This window comes from Pseudomonas sp. 2822-15, assembly GCF_002742515.1.
Lineage (GTDB): Bacteria > Pseudomonadota > Gammaproteobacteria > Pseudomonadales > Pseudomonadaceae > Aquipseudomonas > Aquipseudomonas salomonii.
In genome coordinates this window covers 505,624-523,188 of record NZ_LJRY01000170.1, presented here as the reverse complement: position 1 = coordinate 523,188, position 17,565 = coordinate 505,624, and the positions used below count along the sequence as shown (strand labels likewise).

Below are 17,565 nucleotides of genomic sequence, written 5' to 3'. Positions count from 1 at the left end.
CGAATTGATGCACGGACACATCGCCACACCGGAAAAACTACTGCTTGAACGCTGGGGTGAAGCACTCTCCACTCGCCAATTCCAGGCTAAGCACGTCACGCTTGATGCCCTGATCGATACCCTTGCACCCGCCGCCGAACGCAGCTTCCAGCGCTTGATCCAGGCCTTGTTCCGTGAGGGTCTGCTCAACCCCGCCACGCGCACCTATGACGAACACGATCGCTGCTGGCTGGAGCTACCCGACCACACCCGCCTGCGCTTTGATCACCTGCGCCCGGGCCGCATGGCCAGTTGGGATTTGCGCGGCTCGGTGAGTGTCCTGCGCGCCGGCCAGCCAGAACAGAAAATTCGGTTCCCCTCGCAGTTGCTGACATTACTCAACAGCAGCCTCGAGTCGCCTGCCGCCCCCGACGTGCTAAGCCGCCTCAACAGCGAGATCGATGACAGCGTTGTCAACGATACGCTGTGCCTCGCTTTCCACGAGCAGTGGACTCTCGAGCTGCACGCGGCAATGGCCCCCGCGCATCAAAACAACTTGCTCAGCTACCTCAGGAACAACCCAGGCGTTTCCAACCCGACATTGGTACTTGAGCAGTGGGGCACGCTAGGCCATCCATGGCACCCCAACTACAAGACAAAGCTGGGCCTGGGAACAGAGCAGGTTATTGAATTCTCGCCGGAGTTCGAGGCGCGCTTCCCGGTATTACTCTGCGCGCTGCACCGCCAGTTCGCCCATGTCGAAAGCCTGGCCGGTACTGCAGATTACTGGCAATGGTGGCAAAACCACTTCCCGCAGGCGGCCCGCCAATTGACGGCGCAGCTGACCGCTCAAGGCCTTGAGGCCGGCGACTACCTGCCGATGCCCGCTCACCCTTGGCAGGCTCGCCAAGAGCTGCCGCAACTGTTCGCCAATGAAATCGGCGACCGGCTGCTGGTGCTGACCGACATCGTCGCGTTCACCGCCCACCCGACCATGTCGTTCAGGACCGTGTTGCCCGAAGGCCGGTGCGACGCGCCAATGGTTAAACTTCCAGTGTCGCTGCGCTTGACCAGCGTGCAGCGCACCGTGTCGCCACGCTCCGCGCGCATGGGCCCACGGATCAGCCATTTGCTGCAAACCATCCTGGCACGCGAGCCACACATTCAAAAAATCCTGAGCATCGTGCCCGAACGACTCGGCGTGCATTTCCAACCACAACCTGCCAATGACGAACACTCCCGGCACCTGGCCGTCCTGTACCGGGACAACCCGCAGAGCCTGCTTGAACCGGGCGAAATGGCCATTCCGGTAGGCAGCCTGTTTGCCATCGATCAGCATGGGCAACCCCTGCTCAAGCAGTGGGTACGTCTGAGCAAAGGCACCGACGACGCGCAGGCCATGCAGGCGTTTTTTAAAGACTATGCATCCATCGCAGTGCCGGCGCTGTTGGGCATGTACCTGCGTTATGGCGTGGCCTTCGAGGCCCATCAGCAGAACTCATTTATGGTCATGGGCACCGACGGGCAAGCAAGCCGTCTGTTGCTGCGTGATTTCGGTGATATCCGCATCGACCGCAAGACCTTGCACGCCCACGGCCTGGACATCGAACTGCACGACCCGAAGATGACCTTGTACGACGATGCCGGTTTCGTGCGCGACAAGTTGCTGCACACGGTGTTCATGTGCCACTTGGGCGAACTGGTATTGCTCAGTGCGCGCCACTTCGATATTCCGGAGGGGCTGCTGTGGGACGAACTGTCGGCCCAGGTCCGCGAGTGTTTCGATGATTTGCGCAGCCAGGTCGAGCCCCAACGTTGGCAGACCGAACGTGCCGCGCTGCTGGAGCAGGACTGGCCAGCCAAGTCGTTTATGCGCATGCGCCTGATGGAAAGCCACGCCGATATCGTCGGCCGCCTGCCGAACCCGCTGAGCACTGCCGCCAATGTCGGCTAACAACACGGCACTGCGCCTGTTGGTGGTGATTCAGCTGGTGTCGATGGGCGCCATGGAAATGAGCGGCCCCTTCTGGCCGTTGCAGATCCAGAAGCTGCTGGGCGTTGCCAACGCCCAGTACACCGGCCTGCTGTCATCGCTGGTGTATGCCGGGCCGATGATGGCGGCGATGATCCTCACGCCGATGTGGGGGCGCCTGGGTGATCGTACCGGCCACAAGCCGATGATCATTCGCGCGCTGCTGGCCCTGGCGGTATGCCAGGCGCTGGCCGCCGTCACCACCGATCCGTGGCTGCTGGTGGTCATTCGCGTGGCGCAAGGTGCGCTGGCGGGCTTTATTGCAGCGGCCCAAGCCTACGCGCTGGCGTACTGCGCCGAAGGTGGACGCGGGCACGTTCTGGCGCGGCTGCAATCGGCCACCGCCGTGGGTTCGCTGGCCGGACCGGTGCTGGGTGGCTGGCTGATGGACATTTCCGGCTTCGCATTGCTGTGCTACAGCGCCACGGCGGTTTGCCTGCTGTGCGCGCTGATCAGCCTGTTTCTACCCAGCGATGCGCCGCGCTCAAGACCTGCACGCGCCTCAACGCCTACGGCACTGCCCAAAGGCTGGCTCGGCGCAATGCTCGCCATCATCGTGCTGATCCAGGCCGCCAAGATGATGCCCCAACCGTTTTATGCCCTGTACGTCGCCGATGTTCTGCACGCCCCTGCCTGGCTGATCGGCGCCAGCTACGCCGCCAGCGCACTGACGCTCGCGCTGTCCGCGCCGCTGTGGGGCCGGCTGTTTGACCGACACCCGGCGGCGCACACGCTGCGCATCATCGAATGGGTCACCTGGCTTTGCGCCTTGACGCTGGCCTTCACGGCGATCGCCGGCGAATGGCTGGGGTTCCTCGCCAGCCGGCTGCTGTGGGGCGTGTGGCAAGGCGCGCTGCTGCCGGTCGCCTACACGTTGATCGCCAACACCGTTGCACCCAGCCAGCAGGGGTTTGCCTTGGGCCTGGGCAATAGCGCCGCAAAAGGTGGCGCGTTGTGCGGTGCGCTGTTGGGTGGCGTCGGCATGGCAATGGTGGGCCTGGCGCACAGCTTTTGGCTGGTGGCACTGACCTATGCCCTGGCGGCCCTGGGTATCCGCGCCATCCGTTCGTTCACCCGAACACCTGAGACTTCCGATTTTTCTGTCAATACTTCTAATAACTCAAAGGCAAGATCATGAACAAATCACAATGGGCCGTCCTGCTGCCCCTGCTCGGTTCGATAAGCGCGCCTGTCTGGGCCGATCAACCGGAAGACGCGCCAGCGGCGGCTACCAACCTGCAATTGCAGGCGACGGTCGTTTCAGCCACTCGCAGTGAAACCAGCATTGCCGCGATCCCAGGCTCGGTGCAGGTTATCGACGAAGCACAGATCCGCCAGCAGACAGCGGCGGGACGCCGGGTTGCCGATATCCTCGGGCAACTGGTCCCGGGCATAGCGCCCTCCAGCGGTGGCATGAGCAACTTCGGCCAGACGCTGCGCGGGCGCAACACGCTGATCCTGATTGATGGCGTGTCCCAGAACGCCACGCGTGACAACTTCCGCCAGCTCAACAGCGTGGCACCGGAAAGCATCGAGCGCATCGAAGTGATATCCGGCGCCAGCAGCGTCTACGGCGCCGGCGCGTCAGGCGGCATCATCAACATCATCACCAAGCGCAACAAAGGCGAAGACCTGGCCTTCAGCAGCAAGATAGGCATGACCGCCGGCAACAACTTCAGCCATAAAGGGTTCTCCTACGAAGCCTTCCAAAGTGCCACCGGCCGCAAGGGCCCGGTGGACTGGTACGTGTCGGGCAATACGGTGCAACGCAACGACCAGTTCGACGGTAACGGCAAACGCATTCCCCAGGACACGTCCCAGGGCAGCAACATGGACACCGACACCTACGACCTGCAAGGTCGCTTCGGCTACGAGCTGGATGACGACAAGAAGATCAGCCTGTCGCTGCAAGACTATAAAGATGAACAGGACACCCGCTACACCAAGAACCCACGCATCACCAGCACTGCGGTCGCGGTAAAAGGCCTGGACCTGGATGACCAACCCTTCACCCACAACCAGGCGGTCAACCTCAATTACGCCGACAAGGACTTCTATGGCCAGGGCTTGCAGGTCGAAAGTTACTGGCGGCGTGCCGATGCACTGTTCTTCCCCGATCTGTCTCGCGGCCGTGCCGGGGTGTCCGACAACAACAGTGTGCAAGACGTCTATGGTGTGCGGGCGGCGATCGATACACAAATGCCGGACATCGGCCCGGCGACCGGCAACCTGGTCTGGGGCGCCGACTATGACCATGAAACCTCGCGCCAACGCGGCGACCAATACCGGGTCAATGGCCTGAGCTATACCAAGACCGGCACCACCTTCGAGATGGGCCCGGACATCGCAACCAGCACCAAAGCCATTTTTGGTCAGCTGTCCTACGATATCGATGACTGGACCTTACGTGGCGGCATACGTCGTGAGTGGATCGAAAGCGAAGTGTCCGACAGTATTGCCTACGGCGAGATCGTGCAGACCGGCAACCGCGCCACACTGCCGGGCGGCACCCTCAAATACGATGACACGCTCTACAACCTGGGTGCGGTGTACCACCTGAATGAAAACCAGGATGTGTTCGTCAATTTCAGCCAGGGGTTTTCCCTGCCGGATATCCAGCGCTTCCTGCGTGACGTCAACAGCAAGTACGACATCCAGGACCTGAACGCCCAAGCCCTCAAGGTCGACAGCTACGAGCTGGGCTGGCGTGGCAACTGGGACAAGTGGCAGGCCAACGTCACCGCCTATGAAAACACCTCGGACGTCACCCAGTTCTATGATGCCAATGACCGTGTGTTGCGCCTGATCAACCAGAAAGAGCGCGTGCGCGGCATCGAAACCAGCCTGACCTACAACGTCACCGATCAATGGTCGGTAGGCGGCACTTACGCCTACGCCAAAGGCGAGACCCAGCAAAACGGCAAATGGATCGACCTGCCCGCCACACGTATCTCGCCTGCCAAGACCACCGCCTTTGTCGGCTATGACCGTGGCGACTACAGCCTGCGCCTGCAAGGCATGCAACTGGCCGACTATGACGCCGCAGCCAAAGACAACAACGGCCGCGATATCAAAGGTTATACGCTGGTCGATCTGCTCGGTTCGGTCAGGTTGCCAGTCGGTCGCCTGGAAGGCGCGATCTACAACCTGAGTAACCGCAATTACCAGAACATGTTTGCCCAGGCCAACGCCCGTGCGCCGTACCCGAACGCTGAAGGGCGTACCTTCAGCGTGAGTTATGCCGTGGATTGGTGATCGGTTGAAGCTGCAGGTTAAAAACACAAACCCCGCCTTTTGAGCGGGGTTTGTTGTTTTTAACGCCTTACCACATCAGATCATCCGGGATCTGGTAGGCGGCGTATGGATCGTCCTCATCCGGCACCTGGCTTTCGGTGAGGATATTGAGCTGCACGATACGCTCCGGTGCGCGCTCCTGAATCTTCAGCGCCGCTTCACGCGGGATCACCTCGTAGCCGCCACCGTGGTGCACGATCGCCAGGGAGCCGTTGCTCAGCTTGTTGCGCATCAGCGTGTTGACCGACAGGCGCTTGACCTTCTTGTCATCCACGAAGTTGTAGTAGTCCTCGGTGGTCAGCTTGGGCAGGCGCGAGGTCTCGATCAATTGTTTGACCTGGGCCGTGCGCGCCTTGGCCTCGGCTTTTTCCTGCTGCTGGCGGTTCAGTTCCTGGTCGCGCTTGACCTTTTCGGCGTGCGCTTCGGCGGCCAAACGCGCCTGCGTGTCATCGGCCTCGATCTGGCCTTTGTGGACCAGACGCTGCTGTTTCTGTTTGTCTTTGCCGACCTGCTTGGCCTGCTTTTGGTTGACCAGACCTGCTTTGAGCAACTGGTCGCGAAGGGAAAGGCTCATGGTGCTTACTCACTTAGGCAACTGCTCAACCGCAGCTGGACACATTCTTTTCCTGGCGTTTGGCTTCGCCCCACAGGGCGTCCAACTCTTCGAGGGTGCAATCTTCTATGGGTTTGTGCGTGTCGCGCAATGCCTGTTCGATAAATCGGAAACGTCGCTCGAACTTGGCGTTGGCACCACGCAGCGCGGTTTCCGGGTCGACCTTGAGGTGACGGGCCAGGTTAACCGCCGCAAACAGCAGGTCGCCGACTTCATCAGCGATCGCCACCGAGTCGTTATCGGCCATGGCTTCGAGCACTTCATCCAGCTCTTCACGCACGTTATCGACCACCGGCAAGGCAGACGGCCAGTCGAAACCGACCTGCCCGGCGCGCTTTTGCAATTTGGCGGCGCGGGATAAAGCGGGCAGGGCCGTGGGTACGTCATCGAGCAGGGACAGTTGCTCGGGTGCGTCGGATTTTTCTGCGCGCTCCTCGGCCTTGATCTGCTCCCAGCGTTCTTTAACCTGCTCTTCGCTCAACTGGGGAATATCCAGCGGCGCATAGAGGTCACCAGTGGGGAACACGTGGGGATGGCGACGGATCAGCTTGCGCGTGATGCTGTCGATCACGCCGGCAAATTCAAAGCGCCCTTCTTCCCGCGCCAACTGGCTGTAGTACACCACCTGGAACAACAGGTCGCCCAACTCGCCTTGCAAGTGATCGAAGTCGCCGCGCTCGATGGCATCGGCAACTTCGTAGGCTTCTTCAAGGGTGTGCGGCACGATGGTCGCGTAGCTTTGCTTGATGTCCCACGGGCACCCGTATTGCGGATCCCGCAGCCGGTTCATCAGGTACAGCAGGTCTTCAAGTGAATACATCGGTCAATCTCTGCCCATTTTCTGGAACCACTGAAGATCTAATGTGGGAGCTGGCTTGCCTGCGATAGCCTCGCCTCGGTCTGTCAAACAGACCGAGGTGCCTGCATCGCGGACAAGCCCGACTCCCACACAAAGCAGTCCACACAGGTTTTCAAACCGTGTCATGGCGTGCGATTACGCCGGGTCTCAATGATGTTCGGCAACTGGGAAATCCGCCCCAGCAACCGCCCCAGCGCGTCCAACCCCGGGATCTCGATGGTCAGGGACATCAACGCGGTGTTGTCCTCTTTGTTCGAGCGGGTGTTGACGGCCAGCACGTTGATGCGCTCGTTGAGCAGCACTTGCGACACGTCACGCAGCAAACCGGAACGGTCGTAGGCACGGATGATGATGTCCACCGGGTAGGTGAGCACCGGCACCGGGCCCCAACTGACCTGGATGATGCGCTCGGGCTCGCGCCCGCCCAGTTGCAGCACCGAGGCGCAATCCTGGCGGTGAATGCTCACGCCACGCCCCTGGGTGATGTAGCCGACGATGGCATCGCCCGGCAATGGCTGGCAGCAACCGGCCATTTGCGTCATCAGGTTGCCCACGCCCTGGATCTGGATATCGCCACGCTTGCCGGGCTTGTAGCCGGTGGCTTTGCGTGGGATCAGTTCCAGCTGCTCGCTGCCGCGCTCCGGCTCGACCAGTTGCTGGGCCAGATTGACCAATTGCGCCAGGCGCAAGTCGCCAGCACCGAGGGCGGCGAACATGTCTTCGGCGATCTTCATGTTGGCTTTTTCGGCCAGCTTGTCGAAGTCCACCTGTGGCAGGCCCAGGCGCGCCAATTCGCGTTCAAGCAGGGTTTTACCGGCGGCGACGTTCTGGTCGCGCGCCTGCAATTTGAACCAATGAACGATCTTCGCCCGTGCCCGCGATGTGGTGATGTAGCCAAGGTTCGGGTTCAGCCAGTCGCGGCTCGGCGTGCCGTGCTTGCTGGTGATGATCTCGACCTGTTCACCGGTTTGCAGGCTGTAGTTGAGCGGCACGATGCGCCCGTTGATCTTGGCGCCCCGGCAGTTGTGGCCGATTTCGGTGTGCACGCGGTAGGCGAAGTCCAGCGGCGTGGCGCCCTTGGGCAGGTCGATGGCGTGGCCGTCGGGGGTGAAGATATAGACCCGGTCCGGCTCGATATCCACCCGCAGCTGCTCGGCCAGGCCGCCGATATCGCCCAGTTCTTCGTGCCATTCCAGCACTTGGCGCAGCCAGGAGATCTTCTCTTCGTACTGGTTGGACCCGGCCTTGACGTCGGTGCCCTTGTAACGCCAGTGCGCGCAAACCCCAAGCTCCGCCTCCTCGTGCATGGCGTGGGTGCGGATCTGCACTTCCAGCACCTTGCCCTCGGGGCCGATCACCGCAGTGTGCAGCGAGCGATAGCCGTTTTCCTTGGGGTTGGCGATGTAGTCGTCGAACTCCTTGGGAATGTGCCGCCACAGGGTGTGCACGATGCCCAGCGCGGTGTAGCAGTCGCGCATTTCCGGCACCAGCACGCGCACGGCGCGCACGTCGTAGATCTGGCTGAAGGCCAGGCCCTTGCGCTGCATTTTGCGCCAGATGGAATAGATGTGCTTGGCGCGGCCGCTGATGTCGGCATCGACGCCGGTGGCCTGCAACTCGGAACGCAACTGGCCCATCACATCGGTGATAAAGCGCTCGCGGTCGAGCCGCCGCTCGTGCAGCAGCGTGGCAATCTGTTTGTATTGATCGGGTTCGAGGTAGCGGAAGGACAAATCCTCCAGCTCCCACTTGATATGGCCGATGCCCAGGCGGTGCGCCAGCGGCGCATAGATGTCGAACACCTCGCGGGCCACGCGGTTGCGCTTTTCGTCGTCGGCGGTCTTCACCGCACGGATCGCGCAGGTACGTTCGGCCAGCTTGATCAGCGCGACGCGCACGTCGTCGACCATGGCCACCAGCATTTTGCGCAGGTTTTCGACCTGGCCCTGAGTACCCAGCACCATGGACTGGCGCGGGCTGAGGCTGGCGCTGATGGCGGCCATGCGCAGCACGCCGTCGATCAGCTTGGCCACCACCGCGCCGAAACGCTGGCTGACCGTCGGCAACGGGATATGCCCTTCACGCACGCCACGATAAAGCACGGCGGCGATCAGCGAATCCTGGTCCAGCTTGAGATCGGCGAGGATCTCGGCGATTTCCAACCCGGTGCGAAAGCTTGAAGTGCCTTCGGCCCACAGGTTCTTGGCCGCATTGTCTTGCTGTTCAGACTCACGAGCGAACTCGCAGGCTGCTTTCAAGGCTTCACGGTCCAGTGCCGGGTCGACACTGACGGCATGATCCAGCCATGCCTCGAGATTGATACTGCCGTCGGTGTTGATCGGCTGGTGTGCTCTCACCTGTACCATCTTGCTTACCTTCCCTACGACGCACCTTGGATGCGCCAAAAATCATCGCTGACCTGCTGCGTAACCCTAGCGGTGCAACCATTAGGCTAGGTCCCACTCCCTGACAGGTCACGGCCCAGGAGACGACAGGCCAGTCGGATTAAACGGGCATCCTAGCCCGCTTCAAATAACGCCATGGCCTCGACATGCGCGGTCTGCGGAAACATGTCGAGGATCCCGGCACGTTTTAGCCGGTAGCCTTGCTTGACCAACTCAACCGTGTCCCGCGCCAGCGTGGCCGGGTTGCAGGACACATACACCAGACGCTTGGCTCCCAGAGTGGCAAGCTTGCGCACAACCTCCAGGGCACCGTCACGGGGTGGGTCCAAGAGTACCGCAGAAAAGCCCTGTTTGGCCCATTGTGCGTCGCTCAAAGGCTGGGACAAATCGGCCTGAAAAAACTGCACACTATGCAAATGGTTGCTGACGGCGTTCTGCGCCGCTCGCTCGACCATGGTCTGCACGCCTTCTACCGCCACCACTTCGCGCACCTGTTTGGCCAGCGGCAGGGCAAAGTTGCCCAGCCCGCAAAACAGGTCCAACACCCGATCTTCGGGCTGTGGCGCCAGCCATTCCAGGGCCTGGGCAACCATCGCATCGTTGACGCCGGCGTTGACCTGGACAAAATCTCCCGGACGGTAAGCCAGTTCCAGATCCCACGCCGCCAGTCTAAAACCCAGCGCCTGACCCGGTTCTACCGGCTCCGGCTGGCCCTCGCCATGCAGCCACAACTGGGCTTGATGGAAGGTACAAAATTCGTTCAATACCTGCATGTCCGCTTCGGACAGCGGCGCCATATGCCGCAGCAACACGGCAATCGCCGAACCACTGAACAACTCCACATGCCCCAACGCCTGAGGCTTGCTCAGGCGGCGCAGCATGTTCGGCAAACGCTGCATGATCGGTTGCAAGGCTTGTACCAGCACCGGGCAATCATCAATGGCGACGATATCCTGGCTGGCCACGGCGCGAAAACCCACCTCAAGCTGTTTGGCCCTGGCATCCCAGCGCACCGCCACACGGGCGCGGCGACGGTAGCCGAATTCCGGCCCGCTCAAGGGTGCGGCCCACGCTTGCGGTTCGACACCGGCCACGCGGGACAGTTGCTCGGCGAGCATGCGCTGTTTCAGGGCAAGTTGTTCGTCATGGGGCAAGTGCTGCACGCTGCAACCGCCGCAGCGGCCGAAGTGCGCGCACGGTGCCGGGCGACGCAGCTCGCTGGCCTTGAACACACGCTCGGTGCGGGCCTCGACGATTTTGCCGTGGGCGCCCAGCACCCGCGCTTCGACTTCTTCGCCGGCGAGCGCGCCATTGACGAACCAGGTGCGGCCTTCGAAAAACACAATACCGCGGCCATCGTTGGCCAGGCGCTCGATGGTCAGGCGTTGTTTCTTGCCCACCGGAATCTGCGGGGCGCGACTGCCGCCCGTCGGCTGAAAGCGCAGGCCTCTCTCGTGCTTGGCCATCAGTTGGGTTCGTCGAAGATGCCGGTCGACAGGTAGCGGTCGCCTCGGTCACAGATGATCGCGACGATCACCGCGTTTTCAACTTCTTTGGACAAGCGCAACATACCGGCCACAGCGCCACCGGAGGACACGCCGCAGAAGATGCCTTCTTCGCGCGCCAGGCGGCGGGTGGTGTCTTCGGCTTCACGCTGGGCCATGTCGATGATGCGGTCTACACGCGCCGCGTTGTAGATCTTCGGCAGGTACTCTTCAGGCCAACGACGGATACCGGGAATGGCCGCGCCTTCCATCGGTTGCAGGCCGACGATCTGGATCGCCGGGTTCTGCTCCTTGAGGTAGCGCGAATTACCCATGATGGTGCCGGTGGTGCCCATGGAACTGACGAAATGGGTGATGGAACCGTTGGTCTGGCGCCAGATTTCCGGGCCGGTACTGGTGTAATGCGCCTCGGGGTTATCGCCGTTGGCGAACTGGTCCAGCACCACGCCACGGCCTTCGGCGGCCATGCGCTCGGCGAGGTCGCGCGCACCTTCCATGCCCTCTTCCTGGGTGACCAGGATGAGTTGGGCGCCGTAGGCGGTCATCGCTGCCTTGCGCTCGGCACTGCCGTTGTCGGGCATGATCAGCACCATCTTGTAACCCTTGATCGCCGCGGCCATGGCCAGGGCGATACCGGTGTTACCCGAGGTGGCTTCGATCAGGGTGTCACCGGGCTTGATCTGCCCGCGCAGCTCGGCGCGGGTGATCATCGACAACGCCGGGCGGTCCTTGACGGAACCGGCCGGGTTGTTGCCTTCGAGCTTGAGCAACAGGGTATTGCTGGTTTCACCCGCCATGCGTTGCAAGCGGACCAGGGGCGTATTGCCGACGCAATCGGCGATTGTAGGGTACTGCAAGGTCATGGCGTATTCGCAATCCAGACTGCGGGGGCGAACATCATACCGGGAAAGGCCGGCGGGCCATATCACGCAAAGTGTGGTGCTTATGGCTTAAAGGCATAAGCAGTGAGTTACCCGATCATGAAAGCGTTCCATTGCTCAAGGGTCAATTCGCTAATCACGTCAGCCTCAGCGTTGTTCGCTGGCACAACCAGGCTTTTTGCGTAGTTGTTGTACGCATCTTCGCTCATGATGCCAGTTGCCACTTTTTCGTTCGCCTCCTCCAACGCAAGCTGATATGGCTTGAGTGCTGCGTCAAAACGCTGCGGGTACTTAAGCTTCAGAAACCCCACCCAATACTCCTCACTTGCGAGTCGCTCAGGCTCATTGAGGTGCAGCTCCTCACGCATAATACGTTGACGCAGTTCATTCACGGACCTGGCACTGGGTACTGCCGTAGCCGCGTCAAACCGCCCTGGCAATGCCAGAGGCAAGTCCAGGCTGGGGGCCAATGCGATTCGATACGCCAGGATCTGCACGCACAGCTCTGGAGCGGATAACTGCGCAAATTCCCGTGACAGGTGATAGGCGATGGAACTTATCCTGCGCAGAGCCCCAAAATAATTCACAAAATCCGCGCCTGCGACGTCAACGTTTCCAGCCAGCATCTTCACCGGCAGCATCGCCAGTTCGATGTCATTGAGGCACAACAACCAGCCATCAATACCACCGCTCATGTAATTCAAGGGCGTGCGAAAAAGGATCTGTTGCAAGTCCCGGTTGTGATTTGCACCTTCAATCACCTGCCAGACTCGCTGCGTAACGTCCTGGCGCAAGGCTTGATGCTCCGGCGAAATCAACAGCGGATGAGAAGACAGGTTCCACAACAGGTTAAAAAAACGATCTGCCATCTGCTCACCCACCAACAACGCCCACTCAGCCCGCCACAACGCCACTTGGTTCAAAGGGACCGACGTCAGCCAACGCTCAATCGAAGGGAGCGGCAAGGCACCGTCGTGCCACAGGCCAAAATCAATATTCTGATAACCCGGCCGCGTCCGATATTGGCTGAGCAGCCGCAAGCTGGCCTGAGAAAGAGCATTGCCATGCAGGTTCATTGCGCGCAGCACGTTTTCATTGATGTAGAGATCAGAATCGGTCAGGACCCCGAACCGGTTATCGCGCAGGTCGAAGGTGCGCAGTTGTTCGAGCGTCACTGCCCCCAAGGGCAGCACATCAAGCCTGGCATCTCTAAGTATCAGTTGTCTGAGCCGTTTGAGGGGATGCAACTTTAACCTTTGGCCAAACCCGATCGGATTGCAGGACAGATCGAGTACCGTCAAGCCGGTCAATTCCTGAAGACTCATGACATCCGAAATAGTGGGTTTGATGCGGTTATGGGACAACGTAAGTCGATGCAGATACATCAGTTGCCCCAAACCTCGCGGCAAATTTTTCAACCGGTTACCGTCTAGCTGAAGCACACGCAACGCGGGGAAACACCTCAGGAATTTAGCTGGCAAATCTTGCAGCTGATTGTTTCTGACACTCAATTTCACCACATGGCCAAAATGCGCACTCAACTCAGGCAGGCCGTTGAGAGACAAGCCGTCGAGGTACAACTCGAATGGCACACCTCGAGGAGAGTCTTCTTTGCGCCAGCACTTCAGAATGCGCTCGGAGGCTTCAAGTTGGGCCTTAAGGTTCGCGGGTTCGCCCAACAAACACCAACGCTCAAGGCTGGCCTTCAAGGTGTCTTGTTCCTTGAACAAATAATTGATTATGTCCTCGCAATCCTGGAAGGAATCACTCACGTTCTGGAGTATCTCGGCGGCCTCGGTATCGGACTTTGTCGGAAACAACTGGCGAAATCGGGCTACTTGTCCACGGTTCACGCCGCCTGACCTGCCCTCGCCGCTCAGCGGATAACCCACTCGCCCGTCGGCCACGCGCCTGGGTGGGTTGTGCCAAGTGGGCCAGCCGATGTTGAGCACGTTGTCCGCCAATACCTCTTTGCGTCCCAAGCGCTGACCAATCTCCTGCACCAGCTCTTCGACGCCGGACGCATGGGTGTAGCCAAATGCCTGACGTTCCAGGGCCGGCAGCGCGCCTAACAGAACAGGCAGGAGATGCCCAGGAACTCCCACTGATTGCCGACTGCCATCCGCGTGGGGGATATACGCCTGGTAATGACCAGCCACTGGCTCCAGTACGCGTTTGAGAGGCCCATCGGTGGGGCCGATACTGTCGATCAGCACTGCGCGCTCCCACACCTCAACCCGCAAATGGGATGGCCACCCGGATATATCCGGCAATGTGTGCAGGATTAACTTCGCACTGTCTTCATTCATCGCCGCAGGCAGATACACCCCCTCCACAGCCCTGGCTCTGCGCAACGCTTTGAGGTACCAGCGGATATAAGGCGTGAGAGTCAAGGGAACGCGGCCGGCCTCCAGGCTCTGCCTCTCATCAGCCGAGGCTTGACGCGCCAGGCTGTCGGCAACTGTCGCAGACAAGCTGGGAAAATCACGTTGCAGCACCTGCGCCAAAGGCTCGGATGACTGCTCTGCCTTATGACACAGCGCCTTGAAAAAAAGCCGCTCCATCTGTGGCTTGTCCTCGACCACCCTGGATTCCAGCAGCGCGACTTGATCGGCGCGAGACGCCGCCGTCACCCCGGCCAATGCGTCGGCAGCCTCAGGCCCGACCTCACCGAGCAGCTCGTCGTAAAAGTCCCGCCCGACCTCCACACCCGATTTGACCCGCTGATGAATCGTGAAACGCTCAACCGTCTCGCGCAAGATGAGCGGGGGGCGCTCGTTACGTACATGCACCCGGCGCAGGATAGCCGGCGTCACGCCACTGATCTGCTGGATCTGCACAATGGCATCCGGCGTCAATTCACGTACCCAAGGCCCGAGACGCTGAAACGGTCTCTGCCCGTCCCAGGTCAGTGGGTTTTCCCATTCGTGACGCCAGGCGCCGGCACCGTTGTGGGTCAGCACGGGTGCATAAGCCTGCTCCAGAGACGGGTGTTGAATACGCCAGGGCTCAAGCCCTTGGCCCTGGACGACCTTGAAATACTCGCCGTCGATAAACAGGTAGCGATCGGCACCCAGGCTGTAGAGGCCGAGCGCGTCAGGCTCGGGCACAATATTTGACGTCTCGACCACGCTGGCGTACTGCCCGATCTCACGGCGTGACGGATAAAACCTGCCATCGGGCGTAAGGTTGTCGAGCAAGGTCCGGGCCACTGCGTAACGGAACTGAGAGGCGGCGCTCTGCGCGTCCCACTTCAACCGTAGCAGGTCGTGTTCAGAGATTTGGCTCACGACCGTTTGGTATAAATCATCGGTTTCGGTCGCCCGTGGGGTGGGCGATTGAGCGTCATACAGTGAGAACTGTCCGCCCCCGTGGTCGATCACGACAATGGTTTTGTCCAGCGGCCCTCGCGAAACATAAGGTATCGCTTGCGCTTGAGGGCTGATGACCAGTACCTGGCCGGTCAGGTCACGCAGTGCCCCGGCGGCAAACTCTGTGGCCCAGCCCTGAGTGTCTTGATTGAAGCGCCGAGGATGGAGTACGCCGTCAACCATGGCTTCTGCGCGTGCTATCTGACGGGCAGCGCGCAGCGCGGTGTAAAGCGCTTCGGGTTGAAATTGCGAGTGCAGGAGTTGTGTCTGCTGATGTTCCGACAACGGGTGTTGGCGCACTACCTCCAGCAAGCGTGCCCGGCTCAACAGCGGGTGCAATGTGTGTAACTGCTCGATCACCGCGTGCGCAGGGGTATCGTCGGCCACACTGTCAGGCAGTAATCGAAGCACTGCCTCAGACACGGTCGGGGCCGCAGAGCGACTGGCATTGGCATATTCCGTGAGCGCCTCAAACAGATCCAATCGCAAGGCGTCGGCCTTGCCGGCCAGTTGTTCGGCCAACGTCGTCTCGCCCGATAAAAAAACCTCGGGGAGCAAATCGACAATGGCCTGAGGCAAACTAAGGGTAATCCGCCGTGGCGTTGAATGAGCAAACAGATCGCCTTCCAACGCGGTTACCGTGACCACCGCCGTGGTCTTATGGTCCGCACGTTTGCTATAGCGCCGCACTTCCACACCATGCGGATTTTGAATGCTCAAGGCAGTGCTTTTCGGCCAATCCTTATGCTGGGTGAGCAGCGGAGCGAGAATCTCAACCGCCCCCATTGCCTCGGGACGTCTGGCGTCGGCCCCCTCGACTGCCCAGTCGATCAGCCGGTCGACGTTAAACCGATGCACTGCCTCAACCAGCGATGCCGAGGGCGGTGCTCCCTCCCAGACCTGGTCCAGGTCGGCTCTCGAGCTGTTGCTGAGGGTGACGATCCGTTCCAGCTTTTGTGGCGGCACATCGCTGGCGCCCAGCATTTTTTCCAGCAGTTGACCGTCAGTCTGGCTCTCGCGCTCGGCGGCGGTCAGCGGTTTGCTTTGCTGGGCCAACCGCTCATACAACGCTTGATGCCGGCGCCTGACAGTCGGGGCCAAACGTGCGTGCAGGAACCTGCTGCTGAGCAAGTCAGCGACATCCATCGCCGCTTGCACCAAGTCGCCACGACCATCCTTCTGCAGCCCCTGGAAAAGTGCCTGCCCTATTGAAGTGAACATGGCGAACGCTCTCAACCGCCCCAGACCTTTCAACGGCCCTGGCACCGGGATCAACAGCAGGCTGATGATTTCACCGAACAGTGTCTGGGAAAACTCCAGCAAGGTGGCCATGATGCCCGGCGTTTCATGCGCCAATACCTTGAGGTTGGCTCGGCAACGCTCGATGTAAAAACGATACAGGCTGACTGTTGGTGCGTTGTAGACGCTCTCGGGCTTGTAGCCGAGGTGGTCGACCTGAGTAAGCTTGCGTGCACGCCCGAACAACCGGTACAAGAACCGGGCAAAGGCATCTAGCCCCTCCGGCATGCTTTCTTTGGCTGACCTGGCGCTCAAGCGCGCATAATCCGGCAGCGACATGGACTGATACAACCACCCCATTTCTTTACGCGTATGGAACGCTTTGAAGCCGAGGTAAAACTCTTTGGACGCCTCCGAAAATTTGTCGTAGTGCCTGAGGGCGCCACCCGGCCGGTCGGGGAAATAGCTGAACACACCTTTGCAGTCTTTGACGGAAAAAATCACATAGGGAATGCTCAGGTAGTCGCCTCTTGGCAGGTCCGTGTAGACGCCGAGCAGGCCAAAGCGTTCGGTCCCATTAGTATTGTCCGGGCCATGGGGAATGAACATTTTCACTTCCTGGGTAACCCCCCAAAGCGACTTGTCTGACAACGCACTCACCACAGCCTGGTATTTTTCCCGGTCAACGCGGCTTCGGTCGCTGGTCCTCAAGGCCTCTATCAGCGCAAATTCAAGCTCTGCGGTTGCCAGCGCCATTACCTGCGCGCCCAATTGCGTGGAGCTCTGCAGCGCGCTATCCAGGCGCTTGCGCAACAGCGTGCCAAGATTGAGGTCGCGCACCAATTTGATAAAATCCGCCGCGCTGATTCCGACATTCGAATCCAGGTAACTGGCCTCCTCCAGGCTGACATGCCCCGCAAACCCCCATCCCGACAAACCGCCGTAGTTCATGCACGCGGCCTCCCACAGCGTGACGCTGGACAGCCCCGTGCTGTCTACGCGGTCATCCGCAACGCGGGGAACCCTCAGAGCCGGGTTGTTTGGCGTCGATGTAACAGCCGGTTTCACGTAGCGGGTATGGATACGGGCGACCTTGGGATCGACCTCTTTACCGGCGAGTTTTTTCAGTGCTGCCCTCAGCGTCGACAACGAGGTGGCTTCCAGGTCGGCACCGAGTTGATCAATGGCCGCTTCGAAAGCGGTTTGCGCGCGGATGCAGGCCTTTTGCAAACGGACGTAGTCTTGCTGCTGCTGCACATCGAGGCAGCCGTAAAAGCGCTCGAGAGACTTGCGCAAAGGCATCAGGACGCGCGTCATGGACCACTCGGCGCCAGACATCAACGGCCCTAGCGCTTGTTGTTCCTCGATATACGCAGATAACGTATCC

The 17,565-nt window shown here is 60.4% G+C and carries 9 protein-coding genes; 3 read left to right on the top strand and 6 right to left on the bottom strand.

Annotated features, from left to right (window positions below):
* Positions 1 to 7: 7 nt before the first annotated feature.
* The 3 genes from AOA59_RS08390 to AOA59_RS08380 are packed head-to-tail and all read left to right on the top strand — an operon-like array spanning position 8 to position 5,266.
* A complete protein-coding gene (locus AOA59_RS08390) occupies positions 8 to 1,933 on the top strand; it encodes an IucA/IucC family siderophore biosynthesis protein (RefSeq protein WP_099486817.1) in 1,926 nt (641 codons plus the stop codon).
* Entirely contained in the window at positions 1,923 to 3,149 is a 1,227-nt protein-coding gene (locus tag AOA59_RS08385; protein WP_058422134.1) for an MFS transporter, read from the top strand. The genes AOA59_RS08390 and AOA59_RS08385 overlap by 11 nt, the downstream gene beginning before the upstream one ends.
* Complete coding sequence (locus AOA59_RS08380; RefSeq protein WP_099486815.1) at positions 3,146 to 5,266, top strand: TonB-dependent receptor; 2,121 nt, start codon at positions 3,146 to 3,148, stop codon at positions 5,264 to 5,266. Before AOA59_RS08385 ends, AOA59_RS08380 begins: the two co-directional genes overlap by 4 nt.
* 67 nt (positions 5,267 to 5,333) lie before the next feature.
* Here the strand turns inward: AOA59_RS08380 and AOA59_RS08375 are convergent, their stop codons facing one another.
* The 6 genes from AOA59_RS08375 to AOA59_RS08350 form a co-directional block, all read right to left on the bottom strand.
* Positions 5,334 to 5,879, bottom strand: a complete 546-nt coding sequence (locus AOA59_RS08375) for a DUF2058 domain-containing protein (RefSeq protein ID WP_017134874.1) — start codon at positions 5,877 to 5,879, stop codon at positions 5,334 to 5,336.
* Between the two features lie 25 nt (positions 5,880 to 5,904).
* Complete coding sequence (gene mazG, locus AOA59_RS08370; RefSeq protein ID WP_099486813.1) at positions 5,905 to 6,738, bottom strand: nucleoside triphosphate pyrophosphohydrolase; 834 nt, start codon at positions 6,736 to 6,738, stop codon at positions 5,905 to 5,907.
* 161 nt (positions 6,739 to 6,899) lie between these two features.
* Positions 6,900 to 9,143, bottom strand: coding sequence for a GTP diphosphokinase (relA, locus tag AOA59_RS08365; protein ID WP_017134872.1), 2,244 nt, complete (start codon positions 9,141 to 9,143; stop codon positions 6,900 to 6,902).
* A gap of 152 nt (positions 9,144 to 9,295) precedes the next feature.
* The gene (rlmD, locus tag AOA59_RS08360) at positions 9,296 to 10,648 is read right to left on the bottom strand and encodes a 23S rRNA (uracil(1939)-C(5))-methyltransferase RlmD (RefSeq protein ID WP_099486811.1); all 1,353 of its coding nucleotides are present in this window, start codon (positions 10,646 to 10,648) and stop codon (positions 9,296 to 9,298) included.
* Entirely contained in the window at positions 10,648 to 11,550 is a 903-nt protein-coding gene (gene cysM, locus AOA59_RS08355) for a cysteine synthase CysM (protein WP_056861474.1), read from the bottom strand. The genes rlmD and cysM overlap by 1 nt, the downstream gene beginning before the upstream one ends.
* Before the next feature lie 107 nt (positions 11,551 to 11,657).
* Complete coding sequence (locus tag AOA59_RS08350) at positions 11,658 to 17,495, bottom strand: NEL-type E3 ubiquitin ligase domain-containing protein (protein WP_256593036.1); 5,838 nt, start codon at positions 17,493 to 17,495, stop codon at positions 11,658 to 11,660.
* Between the last annotated feature and the right edge of the window lie 70 nt (positions 17,496 to 17,565).

What these genes read in the sequence shown, in the direction of transcription:
- AOA59_RS08385 (WP_058422134.1), top strand. Translation starts at nt 1,923, where the DNA reads ATGTCGGCTAACAACACGGCACTGCGCCTGTTGGTGGTGATTCAGCTG.
- cysM (WP_056861474.1), bottom strand. Translation starts at nt 11,550, where the DNA reads ATGACCTTGCAGTACCCTACAATCGCCGATTGCGTCGGCAATACGCCC.
- AOA59_RS08350 (WP_256593036.1), bottom strand. Translation starts at nt 17,495, where the DNA reads ATGACGCGCGTCCTGATGCCTTTGCGCAAGTCTCTCGAGCGCTTTTAC.
- relA (WP_017134872.1), bottom strand. Translation starts at nt 9,143, where the DNA reads ATGGTACAGGTGAGAGCACACCAGCCGATCAACACCGACGGCAGTATC.
- AOA59_RS08380 (WP_099486815.1), top strand. Translation starts at nt 3,146, where the DNA reads ATGAACAAATCACAATGGGCCGTCCTGCTGCCCCTGCTCGGTTCGATA.
- rlmD (WP_099486811.1), bottom strand. Translation starts at nt 10,648, where the DNA reads ATGGCCAAGCACGAGAGAGGCCTGCGCTTTCAGCCGACGGGCGGCAGT.
- mazG (WP_099486813.1), bottom strand. Translation starts at nt 6,738, where the DNA reads ATGTATTCACTTGAAGACCTGCTGTACCTGATGAACCGGCTGCGGGAT.
- AOA59_RS08375 (WP_017134874.1), bottom strand. Translation starts at nt 5,879, where the DNA reads ATGAGCCTTTCCCTTCGCGACCAGTTGCTCAAAGCAGGTCTGGTCAAC.
- AOA59_RS08390 (WP_099486817.1), top strand. Translation starts at nt 8, where the DNA reads ATGCACGGACACATCGCCACACCGGAAAAACTACTGCTTGAACGCTGG.